Origin of the sequence: Salinivibrio sp. EAGSL (assembly GCF_013366455.1) — a bacterium.
Classification (GTDB): domain Bacteria; phylum Pseudomonadota; class Gammaproteobacteria; order Enterobacterales; family Vibrionaceae; genus Salinivibrio; species Salinivibrio costicola.
Genome location: NZ_JABWMG010000013.1, coordinates 32,311 through 48,733 on the forward strand (window position 1 = coordinate 32,311; position 16,423 = coordinate 48,733).

The following is a 16,423-nucleotide window of genomic DNA, read 5'->3' on the forward strand; positions in this document are numbered from 1 at the left end:
TACCAGGGAATCGCGCGGGTAAGACGCGCAACCATAACGATGTCTAACCATGAGGTGGCTATGTATCAACAGTTAAAGAATATCGGTGTTGAACACCCTGAAAAAATAGAGCGCTACTCGCTCCGTCAAGAAGCAAGCTACGATACGCTCAAAATCTATTTTAGTAAGCCAAAAGGCGATCTGTTTGCGCGGAGTATGAAATTTAAATATCCGCGGCAGCGTAAAAATGTGGTCGTCGACAGCGGTACAGGTCGCTCAAAAGAAGTAACAGAGATAAACCGGAGCCTCTCTTTGGTCATTGATGAGCTCGACCAGATCGTACAACACGAGCATACCGAGCAAGACGTGAAGCAAAAAGTGCTTACCGACCTACGTCACCTAGAAAAAGTGGTCGCCAGTAAGATTGCAGAAATCGAGGCCGAACTCGAAAAGCTGTAAGGGCGGCATGCGAGTACACCGCCCATAGCAAGGTCTAGTTATCGTATGATGACGCCGGCGCTTCCCAGCCCAACTGTTCAATAACATGCTGCCAGACTGTATCCAAAGGCGCATGAATAAAAACAGTCTTGCCACTAGCTGGGTGCGTTAGCGTCATCTCACTGGCGTGCAATAGCAGCTGATGACAATTAAATTGCTCTCTAAACACACGATTGTGGCGACCGTCTCCATGAGTGGTGTCACCAATGATCGGATGGCTTAAGTGGTGCATATGCCGCCGCAATTGATGCTTTCGTCCAGTATGAGGTTGCATCGCTACCAAGCTATAACGACTGGTCGCATAGCGTCCGGTTGCGATCGGCAGCTCAACTGTCGCCAATGGCTGATAGTCTGTCACCGCCGCTTTTGCTGTCGCCGGTTGGCTGGCGTGTTTATCCGCTATTTTGTCTTGTTCTTCCACCAGCGGGTAATCCAACTGGCCAGCATGGGAAATCCAGCCTCGAACAATGCCATGGTAAGCTTTTTTGACCTGCCCTTCAGCAAACTGCGGCATCATCTTAGAGGCCACTTCACTGGATAACGCAAACACCAAAACGCCCGACGTCGGCTTGTCCAGTCGGTGCAATGGATAGACATGCTGGCCAATTTGATCTCTCAAGGTTTGCATCACAAATCGGGTTTCCCCTTTGTCTAACCAAGAGCGGTGGACCAGCATCCCTGACGGTTTATTTACCACCACTAAATGCTCGTCACGGTATAAAATGTTCAGCAAAGTATCGGTCATTGATCAGAAAACAAGTTATCAATTCGAACAACGACAGCAACCACGTCACTATGGCCTGCCTGCTCTTTCATTGCTTCTTCCACGTACGGTGAGATTTCAAAGTTACGTGGCAAAGCTTGCTCTGTCTTGATAAGCGCTCGCATCTTAGGCACAAAAACCCATTGCAACCATTCGTGGCACGCCAGTGTATCGACAGCAAACGGTTCAGTGCTGGCTAGCCGCTCAGTTGACGGTGGCGTCGTCTGCCATAGCGCGTGATCGTTTAGCACTTGCTCTAATTCATCAAGGAGTTGTTCACATTGTTGGCGAAGAGTCATTGACAACCTCATCATTACTCGACCGATAAAGCGCGAAGCATAGCACGAACCGATTCAAGACGACATTAACAAGGCGAGCATTGCAGGGATAAAAACTGATATACTCGCGGCTAATTAAGCGATAACGAAGAGCGGATATCATGCAAACGGTTCACGCCCTCAGCGCCCTATTTGATCAAGCAGGTTGCCAATTCAGTGTCTATGATTTAGGCCGTCGAGTGTGCCGCCTGGAAGAGGCATCTTTTCGTGCCGTCGAGGCCAACCAACAACCTTACCCTTACCCATTACGTCAGCAAGCGCATATGGCCGTGGCTTTTTGGCCACAAGGTGGCACGCCTTGGGTATGGTTTTTAAAAATGCCTTTAGATGAGCGAGGGTTATTAAATCACACCGCAATGGGGGATTTCCTTCAGTATGTCAGCGCGGCGATGGGCGAGAGCCTGACCGCGACGCCAAACAAGGCACAGCGCGAGAAACTGGCCAACAATCCTTATACCTTTACCCCAACTGACGACAAGATGGCGATGTTTCACGCCTCACTGACCTATCAACTGGGTCACCCTGCCAGCCAGTACTATGACCATGCCCAGCATTACCTCAATGGCGAGCTCGGCTGGGATAACTGGCAAGGCGTTGGACTTCAGGGGCTAGCGGATACCTGCGTGCGTATGCAGGAGCAAAATAATGCAACTCGAGTTCGTAAAGCACTGAATAACATACCTAGCACACCACTATATGCGCTGTTAGGTTGTTTGGAGCATTGTGAAATTAACGCGAAATTAGCGGAAAGTTTACGCGAGATGTTTACTCAAATGTGCCAAAACCAAGATGTCGACTTGTTTTTGGTCAGTGCATTGCTTCGTGCTCATGCTGGGGCGCCTTCAGACACCGAGCACCAACTGATAGAAGCGGTGCTTGCAAGACCAGAGCTCCACCACCGAGAAATTTTTGTCGCTATTGCCGGTCGCTGCTGGCGTAGCTTAGCCAATGAATCCGTGCTTGACTGCTTTTTGATTGCCTTGGCAGACCACCAGGATGCAGCATTATTTCAGCAAATCTATACGGATTTGGTCATGTTACCACCGTTACGCGGTGCACTACTGACGCGGCTCCACGGTCATACATCACCCGCCCTAGCGCAGGCCATGGCTCGGATGCAACAGGCCGTGACACAAACATCGCATGATCACTGATCTATTGACCATCTTGCTAGTTGTCGTCATTGCCTTGCTATTTTGGCAACAGCGGCGGCAATCTGAGCAAGCTCACCAGCATATTCGTCAATACTGTCAACGAATGGAGTTGCAATTACTCTCGATCGCGCGCGGTCGCCACACCATGGTCAAAACGAAGGCTGGTTGGCGATGGGTAACGTACTATTGGTTTGAGTTTTCAGCGACGGGTAATGATCACTACACCGGTCAAGCACAGCTTTATGGACTAAGGCTGAAAGCGATTGATACGCCTGTTCATACGATGCCGGGGCAATCCGATTGATCGATGAGAAGATCGTCAATGCAAAGGCCCTCCCTAGTATAAAGACCTTAGGGCAAAGACCTGAGTACAGAGACCTGGGTGCACAAACATAGTCGCGCATCGTGATAAGCTGTACTAGATTATAAATATGATGCGCACGCTGAGGGTGTTTTTGCTAATGCGTGACAGGGAGTCACCGAGTGTCGGCCACCGAGTGTCGGCCAAAGCACTCAAAAAGGAAAGGGCGCAGCTTGCGCCGCGCCCTAAAGTTTTACTTGCAGCTATCCTGCTACGAAAAGGTGCTCCCTGCATCATTCCTTGATCAGTCGCCGATTCCTTCAGCGTCGTTCCATGTCTCTCCGTCTTGGAGGTGTCCTTTCGTCATCCTGACAAACCGAAATTCCGATTTTCGATAAGCTCTCCATCCTGGAGGTGTCCATGACTTCGTCCTGAAGTGATCCTTAAGCCCCCATCCTGGGTTGTCCTAAATCTTCCTGACGTACAAGCTTCCTGCTTGCAGCGAACGGCTCCGTCCGTTGTCCTTTTTGCAATCCTTGCCAGCGCTTCTTCCTGAAGTACTGCCTCATCCTGAGGTACCAAGTCCTTGGTGATTCCTGTTCCCTGTGTCAGTTCCCTTCCGACACCCATAAGATTACGCGAATAGACGCTTGGTACAAGTCACTGTCACGTGCTTAATCTCTCATTTTTTAGTCCGAACTAGTTACAATCCAGTAAGTCACTGTTTTAAATTAAAAATAAACTATCGTCAGGTCGTTTGTCTTGATACGATTCTGCTTTTATCCCACGCGTGTGTAAGAGATATCGCACACAGAAAAGGGATAATTGTCTCGACAAGGTAGGATTGAGTCATCAACGGTGGGGAAAGGTCTACGCTTTTTATTCTTGCTATAGTCAATATAGACCCATACCAACAGGATAGGAGAGACAATGGAAACGTTCCAGCATGATTTGCAACATCTGTTTGAGCAACTCGGGTTAGACAGCGATCACACAGCGATTGAGCACTTCTTATCCAGCCACTGTCTGGTGGACGGACAAACGCTGGTGGAGGCTCCTTTTTGGAACGCGGCGCAGCGGGCATTGATTGAGCAAGCCGTAAAAGAGGATGCCGACTGGGCTGAGCAAGTTGATATGCTTGATGCATTACTGAGAAAGCCCTAATCTTGCCGCTGACTTTAAACCAAGGAGATGAAATGAGCTATCAAGCAGCATTAGAGCGAGCGTTAAAAGCGCTCGCCGCAAAAGGACAAAGCGCGACAGTGGCAAAGATAAAAGCTCAACTTGATACACAAGTCCCATTGCCGCTGATCATTCAGGCCGTCAAAAGTGCCAAAAAAATCAGTCCCTGCCTGCCATGTCAGCCCCCGAGATCACCCTGTCTGATGCTGAGCGGATCGATCAACTTGAGCAACACATTACACAGCTAAGTGAGCGTTTGGCCCGGTTAGAAGCAACGTTGAACAATCAGTAATACAACAATCAAGCAATCAAGCAATCAAGCAATCAAGCAATCAAGTTAGTTTAAAGTCCCAAGACAGGTTTGAGACCAAACGGCAAGCCTCACACTTAAATAAGAAAATATCGTGCAGTGGCGTATCTAATCGCCACGCTGCGCCGCATTTCGGACAAGGGCGTGTTAACTCACTGTCCTTGTCTTTGCCACCGACGCGATATTGATAGTAATAAGTCGGGATCCCCGTTAGGTATTCAATCCGACCGCGCAAATCCCATCCCCGTTGAAATAGCCGAGTATGGGGGCTTTGTATCTCGTTAAGCCCAGCAAATTCGGCATCACTGGCGCCCGCCATTTGTAGTTCATCACAGGCCTGCCATTCCGTTTGCCATTTGACGACCGACTTATGGTCACCATTAAAGGTGGCTGGTAAACGGTATAAAGGGATAGGTAGCAACGTATCCCCGCAGCGCAGCGGTGAGCACGTGTGCACAAAGGTTGTGTACAACACTTGCCAACTTGGTGACGCATTAGGCGCCGCTTGCTCCGAATTGAGATCGCGCCCCAAAAGGCGTACTTTTGGCTGGGTCAAACACGCATCAGCCAATTGTTGCAACGCGCGTTTGACTTGAGGACTATGATACTTAGGTTGTAACGCATCTTCATCTGGACACACCACACGGAGCTGAAATTGCCCGTCTTGCATGAGAATAGGAAATTCGCGTCCAAGCACCTGACCGTTATATCGCAGCGCGTCCATTAAACCATTAAGCTTACGATCGACGGCATCTACTGTGGTGTTATCGAAACACTCAAACGTCAGCTCTGTCAGGATCATATAGCATCAACCTCCAACGCCGTCACAAACGCTTCGGCATCTTTGGCTATCACGTCGCGAGTGCCAGTATTCAATCCTTCTTTCACCACTTCGCCGCTCATATTATCAATTGAAATGATCGTCATTTCGTCATCCGTGGTGGCAATGAAAACAGTCGGGGTCAATTTACGCTGACGTTGCATCATTAAATGCCCCAAAATATTTTCTTGTAAGCGTGCGAGATCGTCATCGCTCCAAACTTGCACCAAACAGATCGACTCCCCCGCAAACCGAACCGGTAAATCGGCGCAATAGAAGCCATTATAAAAATCTTTTATATCACTGTGTAAACGCAGCGATATTCCCTTCTCAACATTGGTAAAGTCCGCGGCGGTTTCACGCTTAACTGGCTGCCACTGTACTTGATGCGCATTGTCACTGACCATACAAGGCGATGAGAGCCCGATATACTCATCCGAGCACGGTAAACTCTGATATTGATGCTGCCATGCGGTAACATAATTCTGTGCTAGCGCCCAAAGGGCGCGATGTAATGTGTTCTCCATTCGCAACCTATAGCAAGATTCAGTAAACTTTACCCATTCTACTTGAATCAATAGCAGATCCGTATGAGCAATTATCAAGATGCCGATGCCCTAGCCAAACTATCGCTAGGTCAACACACTGATTACCCAACTGAATATGATCCGTCACAGCTGCGTGCGGTCCCGCGCGAATTAAACCGCCAAGCTATCGGCCTCGATCAGGCGTCGCTTCCTTTCACTGGCTATGATACCTGGACGCTCTATGAACTATCCTGGTTAAACAAGAACGGTTTACCTCAAGTTGCGATCGGCGAGGTACGATTACCCGCATCCAGCCCAAACCTAGTGGAATCGAAATCGTTCAAGTTATACCTCAATAGTTTTAACCAAACCCGATTCGATAGCTGGCAGCAAGTGGCGAATGCACTGCAAACCGACCTTTCCGCTTGTGCCGGTGAAGCTGTGGACGTCACCTTATCGCCCCTCAGTGAACTAGAAGGGGAAGTGATTGCGGGACTATCAGGCGAGTGCTTGGATCATCAAGATATCAGTATTGATGACTATCGTTTCCAACCTGAATGGCTAGAAGACGCCGCGCAAGGTGCCATTGTGTCCGAAACCCTTCATAGTCATTTGCTCAAATCGAATTGCTTAATCACTCACCAGCCCGATTGGGGCTCAGTGAGAATTGCTTATAAGGGCAAGAAAATAAACCGCGAGAAATTGCTTCGTTACCTGGTTTCATTCCGCGAGCATAACGAATTTCACGAGCAGTGCGTTGAGCGCATTTTTATGGATATTATGCGCTTTTGTCAGCCTGAAAAATTGACCGTCTATGCCCGCTATACTCGCCGCGGCGGTTTAGACATAAACCCCTATCGTACCAATATGGGCAAAACCCCGAGTGAAAATAACCGGTTAGCACGACAATAACAAAACGGGGCTGCTTATCGGCAGCCTTTCTTTCATTTTTATACATAGAGGATGGCGCATGCGCATCAGCCCACTACTTGTAGGCCTGCTTTTTTGGTTGACGTCGATGGCGGCGTTCGCTTCTATCCACTCCTCGCCCGTTTTGACCGATGCCGAAAAATTATTGGATACATCCCCCATCCAATCCTTAGAAATCAGCAACCGATTCCTGGCCCAACGACGATTAACGACAGGGGCTAATCGTTCACACGTCAACAATGACACCGATCGATCGATTCGGACGCCGTTGCACACGGTTTATGCGTATTTAATTAGCGCCCGTGCTTATGCTCATTTGGAGCAGCCACTTGAGTCCAAAGCCGCGCTCCAAAAAGCGTATCAGGTCGTTGAAGAGTACGATTTAAAACATACTCACGTGCAAGTCGTTCTGACTGAAGCGACGCTCATTTGGCACTTAGACCATGATGAACAAGGCGCACTGGCAAAGTTAGATGCAGTACAAACGGCGATGAGTGCCTTGCCGGAAAATAGTCTCAATGGGCCAGAGCTTCGCTTTCGTAGTGCCTTACTACGCGCCAACATACTGGCTGAAACATCAGATAACGAATCGGCATTAGTGGCGTATGAAAATGCACGCAGCCAGCTGAGTAATGATCCACAAGATCTTCGCGACAAAGTCGAGTTTCAACTCTCATTTGGACGTTTTTTGCTGGCACAAGAACAGCACGAAAGTGCCTTAACTGAACTGCTAAGCGCTTTTTGGATCGCCAGTGAAAATGAATATACCGCATTGATCGCGAACGCCAATATGGAACTTGCTCGACTTTATTTTCAACAAGGTGTACTCGAGCAAGCACTCGAGCATGCGAATCAAGCCGCGGCATTTTTCGAACACTTCTCACTCAGCCGACGACTCTCAGCGTCTCAGCGCTTATTAGCTAGCTTATACGAGCAACAATCTCGGTATAATTTTGCACTCGTGCATTATTTTAATGCGCTCGAAGTTGAGCAGTCTCTTGGCCGAACTCAACCGCTCGCCGATATACACTTAGCCATCGCCCGCACCTACTTTGAGCTAAAACACTTTCCTCTCAGTGATCGCTATATTCAGGATGCATTGCGACTCGTGGGGAGTTTGCCAAACTCGCCACTGACAACTCAGGCCATGCTGTTACAAGGCCGAATACATTTAGCGCTTGAGCAACCCAAACAAGCAGAAAAGGAAATCAAGACCGCGCTTGAGCGCGCCGAGGCTGAAAACGATATCACCACCATGACCCACGCCTATCAGGCATTATCAAACGCTTTCGAAGCGCAGGAACGATATCAAGTTGCACTCGCTATGCAGCGAGAATATGAGCAATTACGAGCAACACAGGCTCAATCAAAGCAACAGCAACAAGCAGATACCTTTAAGCAACAGCAGCGTGTGGTTGAACGCCAGTTACAAATGGATGAATTACAGCGTCAGCTCGATACGGCGCATCAAGAGCAGTTGCACCTACAAAAAGTCAATTACTTTCTATTGGGCAGCCTGGGTGTCCTAATTGCCATTGTCTATCTACGCCACCGCGCCGCAGTGTTACGCCAAACCGAGCTCGAGCAGTTACGTGATGACTTCTACACTCACCCTCGCACTGGGCTGAGAAACTTACGTATGCTTAATGCCAAATTGCCGCGTTCGCTTGAAAAAAGTAATGCCAATTTTGAGCAATGGTACCTCAACGACATGATTCACCAACCGCTCAGTGATCGGCTACGCTTCGCCATGTTCGACGTGGTTTTTCTCAAAGAATTGTTTTTGTTGCATGGTTACCAACGTGCTCAAGACATAGAACGCCAGCTCGGTGAGTATCTGTCTGAACGTGTGACACAATCTGGGCGTCTGTACCATTTTGCTGACACCCTGTTTATCTATATAGAGACAAACTGGGACGAAAACACCAAACCTGAAGCACTCGCACAATTTGTACAAACATTGATAGAGGATTTTGTCACCCAATACCAAAATACCGTCCACGAAGCGCCCGCTAAGGACGCTACTGTCGACACATCAGACCAATTACTTGATGACCACACATCCATTGATGCTGCTCCTCAACATCTAGCGCGTTTAACGCCACACGTCGCCATTGGCTTAGCAGAGTATCCCTTTTTGCCACGCGCATATACCTCGATCAACGATCAGGAGCTGATAGAGATCTTGCTCACCGCCACACATCAAGCAAGCGCACTGGCTCAACAAAGTGAAGAAAGTCATTGGGTCCACTTTAGTGCGATTAATACGGCGCCGGCGGCGAGTTTCGTCAATACCAACCTTCGCCAAGCCTGTCTAAAAGGGATTGAGTCTGGGCTAGTAAAGGTTAAAACATCATCAAATGGCCTCATGGACTGGCAGAAGGATCACGAATCTGATAAAAAGCGAACATCTTTTATTGATGACGATAGCAATAAGTCGGTATAGCTAACGTCCATGGGTGGTGCATTCTCACTACCTGTGATGCTGAATCGCGAATGTAATTAGGTGTTTTTTCGACCAAATGACTAAGTCAACTCCATCACCGTTGTCGGCACAGACCGCTCAGGCGGATCATCATCATGCGCCTTCAGCATATCGAGAGCTGGCTTTGAAGTCGCGTCGAGAGATCCATACGCTCAAACGCTTAGCATCGCGATTGATTGCGACATGCACAGGCAAAAACACCGCGGTAGATCAAAAACTAACCGACTTCCGTGACATATTATACTCAGCGCAGGATGTTAGCGCGTTGCTTCCGCGTTTAGCTGTTATTGAACGCATGGTGAGTCATCAAGACATGACACAAAAAAAAGCACAGTCCCATCTCGAAGAGCAGTTTCATACCAGTGGTGAAACGCTACAACGTGTTATCGGCCTGCCTGCTCAACTCAAGCGAGATTTACGCGAGTTGCTAGCAAAATCGGCGAACAGTGATACTGAACGAACGCAGCATTTGATCCGACTACTTCAGCTCTACGAGCGGGCTGTGACCTTGCAAGTCACACGCCCTCGCGCTCAACACGCGCAAATAGAGCTCGATAAAGACCAAATTCGTCGCGTCGCAGATGAGCTACAAAACCTGATTACCGAGCTCGATATTGATGGTCAAGCTGGCAGTCAGTTGCTTGATATTCGTCGCCAATTATTGACCGATGTCGCGCCAGCGACTGTCGTCTCACTCACTCTGTCCGCCCTTCGGCTGATTTTAGATGCCACGCAAGCCGAGCGTCAGGCATCACAACAGTTTCTCGCCCAAGTGAATGATGATCTGGTTGCAATCAGTCAGCAAAATACGCGCGCTTTTGATCACGCCACGCAATTGCGGGTGGCACATCAAAGCGTTGATCAGCGCCTAGCTCACACCATTACTGACATTGAAAAAGAACTTGGCCTAAAAGGCACGCCAGAGTCCAATCCTGAGGCCGCACTAACACGTGCACTCGACGCGCTGAACGCCATAGCAAAAGAGAACGAGGCCCTCAAAACGCGAGAGCGCGCACTCGAAGAGCAACTGAGCCACAATCAAACCCAGTTGAGTACACTGGCTGAACACACGATGGATCAACGCCGTCATGTTGGCGACCAAGAACGCAAGCGTTTACTGGATCCACTGACCCGTGTTTACAATCGCGCCGCGCTCAATGATCGCCTCGAACATGAATTCCGCTTATGGAAGAAGTACCAACGGCCGTTTTGCCTCGCGGTGATTGACATTGATCACTTCAAGCAAGTTAACCAACAGTTTGGGTATGAAGTCGGTGATAAAGCCTTGAAAATCGTCGCGCGTACGATTTATCAATGTTTGCGTGATACCGATTTTATTGCTCGGTTTGGTGGTGAAGAGTTTGTGATCTTATTGCCCGATGCCAACGATGATACTCGCACAGAAATCCTAGCCACTATCAGCCATACCATCCGCAAGCTGCCGTTAAAATTCAAGAACGAACGCGTCGCGATCACCGTATCGATTGGTGCTACCCTCTTTAGCGATCAAGATACGCCAACCCCCGTTCTAGAACGAGCAGACCAAGCGTTGTATCAAGCCAAAAACAGTGGCCGCAACCAAATTATTTGGTGTTAATTATTACTGGTCAATTGTGGCTGGCGTGTGTATTTTTAATTAACACACTGATTTTTATAGCACCGTGCTATCTTCCCTACTTGGCTTTTCAAGAGGGGCGGTCCGTAAGAGGTTGTCGTTATGATCACACACATTAGCCCCATAGGAACGATGGATCTGCTTTCTCAAATTGAGGTTGATCGTTTAAAAACCAGCGCCAGCAGTGATTTATACCGTTTATACCGAAACTGCTCATTGGCTGTTTTAAATTCTGGTAGTCATACAGATAGCTCCAAAGCGCTGCTAGAAAAGCATGAAAACTTCGAAATCCGAGTGCTTCGTCGAGAGCGTGGGATCAAACTCGAGTTGGTTAATCCACCTGAGCATGCCTTCGTCGATGGTAAAATCATTCGTGGCATTCAAGAGCACATGTTTTCTGTGCTAAGAGATATCATTCATGTCAATGTGCAGCTCGAGCACAGCCCGGCGCTAAACCTAGACAGCTCGCCACATATTACCAATTTGATATTCGGTATCTTACGCAACGCCAAAGCACTGCGTCCCCATGTCGATCCTAACCTGGTTGTATGCTGGGGCGGTCACTCCATCAATGATATCGAATACCAATACACCCGCGAAGTGGGCCATGAGTTAGGGCTGAGAGAGCTGGATATCTGCACCGGTTGCGGGCCAGGTGCGATGGAAGGGCCTATGAAAGGCGCGGCCATCGGTCATGCGAAACAACGTACTTATGACAGCCGTTTTATCGGCCTGACTGAGCCATCTATTATTGCCGCCGAGCCGCCCAATCCAATGGTGAACGAATTAGTGATCATGCCCGATATCGAGAAGCGTTTAGAAGCGTTTGTTCGTATCGCCCACGGTATCATTATTTTTCCTGGTGGCGCCGGTACCGCCGAGGAGTTACTTTATATTCTCGGGATCATGATGCACCCCGATAATCACGCGCAGCCACTGCCGATCGTACTCACTGGGCCCAAAGAGAGCGAGGCCTATTTTCGTGATATTGATAATTTTATTCGTGATGTACTCGGTGAAGCAGCCACACAATACTACGAAATTGTGATTGATGATCCGGCCAAAGCCGCGCGTTTGATGAAAAATGCCATGCCCGCCGTCAAAGAGCACCGCAAAGCAACGGGTGACGCCTACTCGTATAACTGGTCATTAAAAATTGAGTCCGGCTTTCAGCATCCCTTCGCGCCCACGCATGAAAATATGGCAAACCTCAACTTACACATGAATCAACGCCCAGAGCTTCTCGCGTCTTCACTGCGCCAGGCTTTTTCAGGCATCGTTGCAGGTAACGTCAAAGATGAGGGGATGCGTAATATTGAACGCCATGGCCCATTTAAAATTGATGGCGACAAGTATTTGATGGCCAAAATGGATAAACTTTTGCAAAGTTTCGTTGAACAACAACGCATGAAGCTACCTGGCACTGCGTATGTGCCTTGCTATGAAATTGTTTCCGAGACTTAGGCACGACTTTTAACGCCCTGCGTCCTAAACAAAAACCGGGTATAATGCGGCATTTATAAAACGCACCCCCGGTTTTTATTATGTCTAGGCTCCATGTTGTTATTATTGATGCGATGAATCTTATTCGCCGAGTCCACGCTGCCCAGCCGGATCAAGAATCGATCGATGCGACTGCTCAATCCTGCATCAAAACCTTGGATAAAATCATCAATCATAGCCAGCCTAGCCATATTGTTGCCGTGTTTGATCATATTGGCCCTGATCGAGGTTGGCGGGCCGAGATACTTCCCACCTATAAACAAAACCGTAAGCCCATGCCTGTGGCACTAGAACAAGGCTTAGACACGATCCAAGAAGCATTTTGGCAAAGAGGGGTCGATGCGTTACTGTCACAAGGCGATGAAGCCGACGACATGATTGCTACCTTGGCATTAAAAGTGGCAGCGCGTCATGAGCACGTCACGATTGTTTCTACCGATAAAGGCTACTGCCAGCTATTACAACCCACGTTAAGCATTCGTGATTACTTCCAACACCGGTGGCTCGATTTAGCGTTTGTTGACGCTCAGTTCGGTGTGCGTCCTGAGCAGCTGTGCGATTTTTGGGGGCTGGCCGGGATCAGCAGTAGCGAAGTGAGCGGCGTCCCCGGTATTGGTGCAAAAACGGCGGCAACGCTGCTTGAGCGGTACGAGACGCTTGACGCTATTTTCGCCGCGAGCGATGTCGAACAAAAATGGCAAAAAAAGCTCGCTGGGCACCAGGATTTAGCCCAACGTTGTAAAAAGGTAGCCCAATTAAAAACGGATATCCCACTCGGTTTTAACCTGCAAGATATCCGCTTTGAACGTTAGCCGCCACGTTGCTGGCGTTTCACACGGCGCAAGTGCACGGTGATTTCTTCACGATCGTGATAAAGGTGTTTCGCGCGCATTTCATACGGCACATTGTAGTCAGCCAAAAATGCACCTAGGGTTTGCAAGTTTTCTGACACCTGCTCATAACGTCGGCTCATCGGCAGTTTCAAGTTAAAAATAGCCTCTTGGGCCCAACCTTCAATTAACCACTCTCCCATCAACCGCGCCACTCGCGATGGTTTTTCAATCATGTCGCACACTAACCAGGTCACATTCTTGCGCGTCGGCTCAAATTTAAACCCATCTTCGGCATGATGAAACACTTGTCCTGTCTCCATCAGGCTTTCAGCCATAGCCCCATTATCTACCGCATGGACAAACATCGAGCGTTTTACCAATTGATAGGTCCAGCCCCCGGGGCATGCACCTAAATCGACCGCCCACATGCCAGGCGCTAAACGCGTATCCCACTCATCCTTGGGTATAAAATGATGAAAGGCCTCTTCCAGTTTTAATGTCGAACGGCTTGGCGCATCAGACGGAAATTTCATCCGTGGTAGGCCCATATAATGAGGTGAGTTATTGGTCGTCAGCGAGTAGCCCACCAAGCAAGTACCCGGTGCGGTAAAGCATAAGTGAATCACCGGTTTTTTGGGGTTATCTTTGGCTAACATGACGCCTTGTTTGCGCAAGGCTTGGCGTAGTGGCACGGTAAACTTACGGCAAAACTTCAATAAGGCTTTAGCCTCATCGTTATCCGGTGTCTCCACCCGTAGATCGCCACCTTTAGGCAGATCGCTCGCTACCGCCAAAATCGGGGAGATACGATCATCAGGGTCAAGATTCGACAAGGCGGCGGTCACAGCAATCATTTGGCGCGCAAAGATCAGCGAGTCCAACGATAAATCACGCACAACGCGCTCAGCGTCATCTTCTTGGTAGCACTCAAACACAACATACGCGCTGTTATTTATCACGCGCGGAAACCCATACACGCCCATTTCGGTGGTTTTTTGTTGGATTTCTGCGGCGCAGTCTTTTTCAAATCCTGCACGGCAGTAAAGCAAAACCTGGTTCATAACACCCTCTGGTTCGACGATAGGATCACGCTATGTGATGATAAAAATAAGCTGCGCATTATATCTGTCATCTCGACAAGAAAGAAATGCAGATAGCCGCTTTTAACGCGATGGATGAGAGAGAGAAACGTTTGTACGCCATGCGCCCACAGCGAGCCCTCCCCAGCCGATTAAAAAGCTCACGCCGCCAACTGGTGTTACCGGTCCTAGCCAATGCATCTCCGTGAGAGCAAGCAGGTATAAGCTACCGCTAAAGCCGATCATACCAACTAACCAAGCCCAAGCGACCCAGCTGAATAACCGCGTGGAGATCCGTGAAGAAAGTGCACACAGTCCAAGCAAGGCTAAACTATGCCACATCTGATAGTTAACGCCGGTTTTAAAAATAGCTAATTGATAATCGGACAAAACCATTTTCAAACCATGTGCTGCAAAGGCACCTAGCCCGACAGCCAGTCCTGCGCCTAAAGCAGCTAGGCTGATCCAGTGGTTTAATTTCATGCTTTCGCTCCTTGGCGCTCAATAAAACGCAGTAGACAGTCGACCGCAAACTGCCGATTGTCCGACTCAGTGTAACCTGACGCTTTGCGCGGCTTGAAACTATGATCGCCATCAGGAACGAACTCAATATCAATACTTGATGAGTATGAATACCCCATCACTTCTTCTTTCCGACCAAAGGTATCACGCTCCCCTTGCACAATGAGCAACGGTTTGGTCACGGTCGCTAAATGCTCGCCTTTATATTTTTCAGGCTTGCCTGGAGGGTGAAAAGGAAAGCCAAAGCACACCACCCCGCTGACTGATGAATGGCCGGTAAGGTGGCTGGCCATACGTCCTCCCATCGATTTACCGGCAAGCCATAAACGACTTTCTTTTGGGCGTAAACTATCGATGGCATCAATCACAGCTTCAAAGTGTGCAAGTAGCTTAGGTGCACGGTCTGGCGGACGCTTTTTGCCATCTTCCTGACGCTTTTCCATATAGGGAAAATTAAACCGCACCACACGGCAACCGACCCCGATACGTGTCGCGATATCTGTCATAAACTCATGCTCTTTGCCGGCGCCTGCACCATGAGCAATAATCACCCAATCAGTGGCACTATCAGGCCCATCAAATTCTAGATCTATCATAAATTCATACTCGCTTGCTCTTTTGCTGCAGTGGCTAGCATCCATTCTCGAAACGCAGTAATGCGCCCGGTGTCAGCGTCTCTTTGTTGACTCACCAGATAAAAACCATTGTCACTTTTTAACACCTGCTCAAAAGGTTGCACCAAACGTCCAGAGGCCAGTTCAGGTTGGGAAAGCACATTATTCCCTAATGCAACGCCCTGTCCGTGGGCCGCTGCCTGAAGCACCATCGACGAATGACTAAAAATAGGACCGTGCTCAACGTTCACCTCACTCAATTGATGGGCTTTTGCGAACGCCTTCCATTCTTTGCGTGAGCGATCATGCAACAAAACATGATGGACGAGATCGTCTGGCGCTTGGAGCGGATAACCGGACTCTAGCAACATGGGAGAACAAACAGGCAACAAGCACTCTTGGTACAATAGGTCACAGCGTAAACCCGTCCAATGGCCTCGGCCATAATAAATGGCTACGTCGACATCATCGGTTAATGACCCATCCTCCAAATCAACCGCTTTTATCCGAACATCGATATCTGGATGCGCTTTATTAAAATCAGCGAGCCTCGGCACTAACCATTGAATCGCGAAACTGGGTGGCAAACTAATGGTCAGCGCCCCTTTGGCACTTCGCTCTAACACTTTATCAGTGGCATAAGAAAGTTCCGAGAATATATCTTTAATATCAAGAAAGTAGCTTTGACCTTCTTCCGTTAACAACAGAGAACGGTTACGACGACGAAATAGCTTTAATCCCAAAAATTCTTCTAACGCTTTGATTTGATGACTCACCGCCGCCTGAGTCACAAAGAGCTCTTCAGCTGCACGGGTAAAACTCAAATGTCGTGCGGCTGCTTCAAAAACGCGCAGCGCGTTAAGTGGAGGAAGACGCCTTGCCATAAACGGACACCCTATTCATTAATTTTTCTAATCGTTGACATTATAAATTGTCGATTGCTGATATACCAGCAACACCCTATAGTGCA

17 protein-coding genes are annotated in these 16,423 nt (G+C 48.7%); 9 read left to right on the forward strand and 8 right to left on the reverse strand.

Annotated features, from left to right (window positions below):
• Window positions 1-60 precede the first annotated feature (60 nt).
• Window positions 61-438 carry a DUF3461 family protein gene (locus HLG76_RS09510; protein ID WP_021022007.1) on the forward strand — a complete coding sequence of 126 codons (378 nt, stop codon included), beginning with the start codon at window positions 61-63 and terminating at the stop codon, window positions 436-438.
• A 34-nt stretch (window positions 439-472) separates the two neighbouring features.
• On the opposite strand, the gene truC is transcribed toward HLG76_RS09510, so the two are convergent.
• A complete protein-coding gene (gene truC, locus HLG76_RS09515) occupies window positions 473-1,210 on the reverse strand; it encodes a tRNA pseudouridine(65) synthase TruC (RefSeq protein WP_175993541.1) in 738 nt (245 codons plus the stop codon).
• Window positions 1,211-1,218: 8 nt separating this feature from the next.
• Window positions 1,219-1,539 (reverse strand): YqcC family protein, encoded by a 321-nt coding sequence (locus tag HLG76_RS09520; protein ID WP_077576821.1) that lies wholly within the window; start codon window positions 1,537-1,539, stop codon window positions 1,219-1,221.
• Between the two features lie 140 nt (window positions 1,540-1,679).
• On the opposite strand from HLG76_RS09520, the gene HLG76_RS09525 reads away from it, so the two are divergent.
• The 3 genes from HLG76_RS09525 (at window position 1,680) to HLG76_RS09535 (ending at window position 4,197) form a co-directional block, all read left to right on the forward strand.
• Complete coding sequence (locus HLG76_RS09525) at window positions 1,680-2,732, forward strand: DUF3549 family protein (protein ID WP_077678745.1); 1,053 nt, start codon at window positions 1,680-1,682, stop codon at window positions 2,730-2,732.
• Window positions 2,722-3,036, forward strand: a complete 315-nt coding sequence (locus HLG76_RS09530; RefSeq protein WP_021022011.1) for a DUF3301 domain-containing protein — start codon at window positions 2,722-2,724, stop codon at window positions 3,034-3,036. Before HLG76_RS09525 ends, HLG76_RS09530 begins: the two co-directional genes overlap by 11 nt.
• A 927-nt stretch (window positions 3,037-3,963) precedes the next feature.
• Window positions 3,964-4,197, forward strand: a complete 234-nt coding sequence (locus HLG76_RS09535; protein WP_077459738.1) for a DUF2789 family protein — start codon at window positions 3,964-3,966, stop codon at window positions 4,195-4,197.
• A 350-nt stretch (window positions 4,198-4,547) separates the two neighbouring features.
• Here the strand turns inward: HLG76_RS09535 and HLG76_RS09540 are convergent, their stop codons facing one another.
• Window positions 4,548-5,327 (reverse strand): Zn-ribbon-containing protein, encoded by a 780-nt coding sequence (locus HLG76_RS09540; protein WP_077459739.1) that lies wholly within the window; start codon window positions 5,325-5,327, stop codon window positions 4,548-4,550.
• Window positions 5,324-5,872, reverse strand: a complete 549-nt coding sequence (gene syd, locus HLG76_RS09545; protein ID WP_021022016.1) for a SecY-interacting protein — start codon at window positions 5,870-5,872, stop codon at window positions 5,324-5,326. The genes HLG76_RS09540 and syd overlap by 4 nt, the downstream gene beginning before the upstream one ends.
• 63 nt (window positions 5,873-5,935) lie before the next feature.
• Here syd and queF point away from each other — a divergent pair, with 63 nt between their 5' ends.
• The 5 genes from queF (at window position 5,936) to xni (ending at window position 13,217) form a co-directional block, all read left to right on the forward strand.
• Window positions 5,936-6,784: an NADPH-dependent 7-cyano-7-deazaguanine reductase QueF gene (gene queF, locus HLG76_RS09550; protein WP_021022017.1), complete on the forward strand. Its 849-nt coding sequence runs from the start codon at window positions 5,936-5,938 to the stop codon at window positions 6,782-6,784.
• A 58-nt stretch (window positions 6,785-6,842) separates the two neighbouring features.
• A complete protein-coding gene (locus HLG76_RS09555) occupies window positions 6,843-9,248 on the forward strand; it encodes a hypothetical protein (RefSeq protein WP_077678747.1) in 2,406 nt (801 codons plus the stop codon).
• Window positions 9,249-9,324: 76 nt separating this feature from the next.
• Window positions 9,325-10,884: a diguanylate cyclase gene (locus tag HLG76_RS09560; protein ID WP_175993542.1), complete on the forward strand. Its 1,560-nt coding sequence runs from the start codon at window positions 9,325-9,327 to the stop codon at window positions 10,882-10,884.
• 120 nt (window positions 10,885-11,004) lie between these two features.
• A complete protein-coding gene (ppnN, locus tag HLG76_RS09565; protein ID WP_077576812.1) occupies window positions 11,005-12,366 on the forward strand; it encodes a nucleotide 5'-monophosphate nucleosidase PpnN in 1,362 nt (453 codons plus the stop codon).
• An 80-nt stretch (window positions 12,367-12,446) separates the two neighbouring features.
• Window positions 12,447-13,217, forward strand: coding sequence for a flap endonuclease Xni (gene xni, locus HLG76_RS09570; RefSeq protein ID WP_077576811.1), 771 nt, complete (start codon window positions 12,447-12,449; stop codon window positions 13,215-13,217).
• Here xni and rlmM read toward each other — a convergent pair.
• The 4 genes from rlmM to HLG76_RS09590 form a co-directional block, all read right to left on the reverse strand.
• Complete coding sequence (gene rlmM, locus HLG76_RS09575; RefSeq protein ID WP_077669424.1) at window positions 13,214-14,299, reverse strand: 23S rRNA (cytidine(2498)-2'-O)-methyltransferase RlmM; 1,086 nt, start codon at window positions 14,297-14,299, stop codon at window positions 13,214-13,216. The genes xni and rlmM overlap by 4 nt on opposite strands.
• 102 nt (window positions 14,300-14,401) lie before the next feature.
• On the reverse strand, window positions 14,402-14,800 hold the full coding sequence (locus HLG76_RS09580) for a DUF423 domain-containing protein (RefSeq protein WP_077459744.1): 399 nt from the start codon (window positions 14,798-14,800) through the stop codon (window positions 14,402-14,404).
• A complete protein-coding gene (locus HLG76_RS09585; protein ID WP_077677270.1) occupies window positions 14,797-15,435 on the reverse strand; it encodes an alpha/beta family hydrolase in 639 nt (212 codons plus the stop codon). The genes HLG76_RS09580 and HLG76_RS09585 overlap by 4 nt, the downstream gene beginning before the upstream one ends.
• On the reverse strand, window positions 15,432-16,337 hold the full coding sequence (locus HLG76_RS09590; RefSeq protein WP_021022025.1) for a transcriptional regulator GcvA: 906 nt from the start codon (window positions 16,335-16,337) through the stop codon (window positions 15,432-15,434). The genes HLG76_RS09585 and HLG76_RS09590 overlap by 4 nt, the downstream gene beginning before the upstream one ends.
• Window positions 16,338-16,423 lie beyond the last annotated feature (86 nt).

Coding starts and splice junctions, on each gene's coding strand:
- HLG76_RS09525 (WP_077678745.1), top strand. CDS start 1,680: ATGCAAACGGTTCACGCCCTCAGCGCCCTATTTGATCAAGCAGGTTGC.
- HLG76_RS09560 (WP_175993542.1), top strand. CDS start 9,325: ATGACTAAGTCAACTCCATCACCGTTGTCGGCACAGACCGCTCAGGCG.
- HLG76_RS09530 (WP_021022011.1), top strand. CDS start 2,722: ATGATCACTGATCTATTGACCATCTTGCTAGTTGTCGTCATTGCCTTG.
- syd (WP_021022016.1), bottom strand. CDS start 5,872: ATGGAGAACACATTACATCGCGCCCTTTGGGCGCTAGCACAGAATTAT.
- HLG76_RS09540 (WP_077459739.1), bottom strand. CDS start 5,327: ATGATCCTGACAGAGCTGACGTTTGAGTGTTTCGATAACACCACAGTA.
- rlmM (WP_077669424.1), bottom strand. CDS start 14,299: ATGAACCAGGTTTTGCTTTACTGCCGTGCAGGATTTGAAAAAGACTGC.
- xni (WP_077576811.1), top strand. CDS start 12,447: ATGTCTAGGCTCCATGTTGTTATTATTGATGCGATGAATCTTATTCGC.
- HLG76_RS09535 (WP_077459738.1), top strand. CDS start 3,964: ATGGAAACGTTCCAGCATGATTTGCAACATCTGTTTGAGCAACTCGGG.
- HLG76_RS09555 (WP_077678747.1), top strand. CDS start 6,843: ATGCGCATCAGCCCACTACTTGTAGGCCTGCTTTTTTGGTTGACGTCG.
- HLG76_RS09520 (WP_077576821.1), bottom strand. CDS start 1,539: ATGACTCTTCGCCAACAATGTGAACAACTCCTTGATGAATTAGAGCAA.
- HLG76_RS09590 (WP_021022025.1), bottom strand. CDS start 16,337: ATGGCAAGGCGTCTTCCTCCACTTAACGCGCTGCGCGTTTTTGAAGCA.
- HLG76_RS09510 (WP_021022007.1), top strand. CDS start 61: ATGTATCAACAGTTAAAGAATATCGGTGTTGAACACCCTGAAAAAATA.
- HLG76_RS09580 (WP_077459744.1), bottom strand. CDS start 14,800: ATGAAATTAAACCACTGGATCAGCCTAGCTGCTTTAGGCGCAGGACTG.
- HLG76_RS09585 (WP_077677270.1), bottom strand. CDS start 15,435: ATGATAGATCTAGAATTTGATGGGCCTGATAGTGCCACTGATTGGGTG.
- ppnN (WP_077576812.1), top strand. CDS start 11,005: ATGATCACACACATTAGCCCCATAGGAACGATGGATCTGCTTTCTCAA.
- queF (WP_021022017.1), top strand. CDS start 5,936: ATGAGCAATTATCAAGATGCCGATGCCCTAGCCAAACTATCGCTAGGT.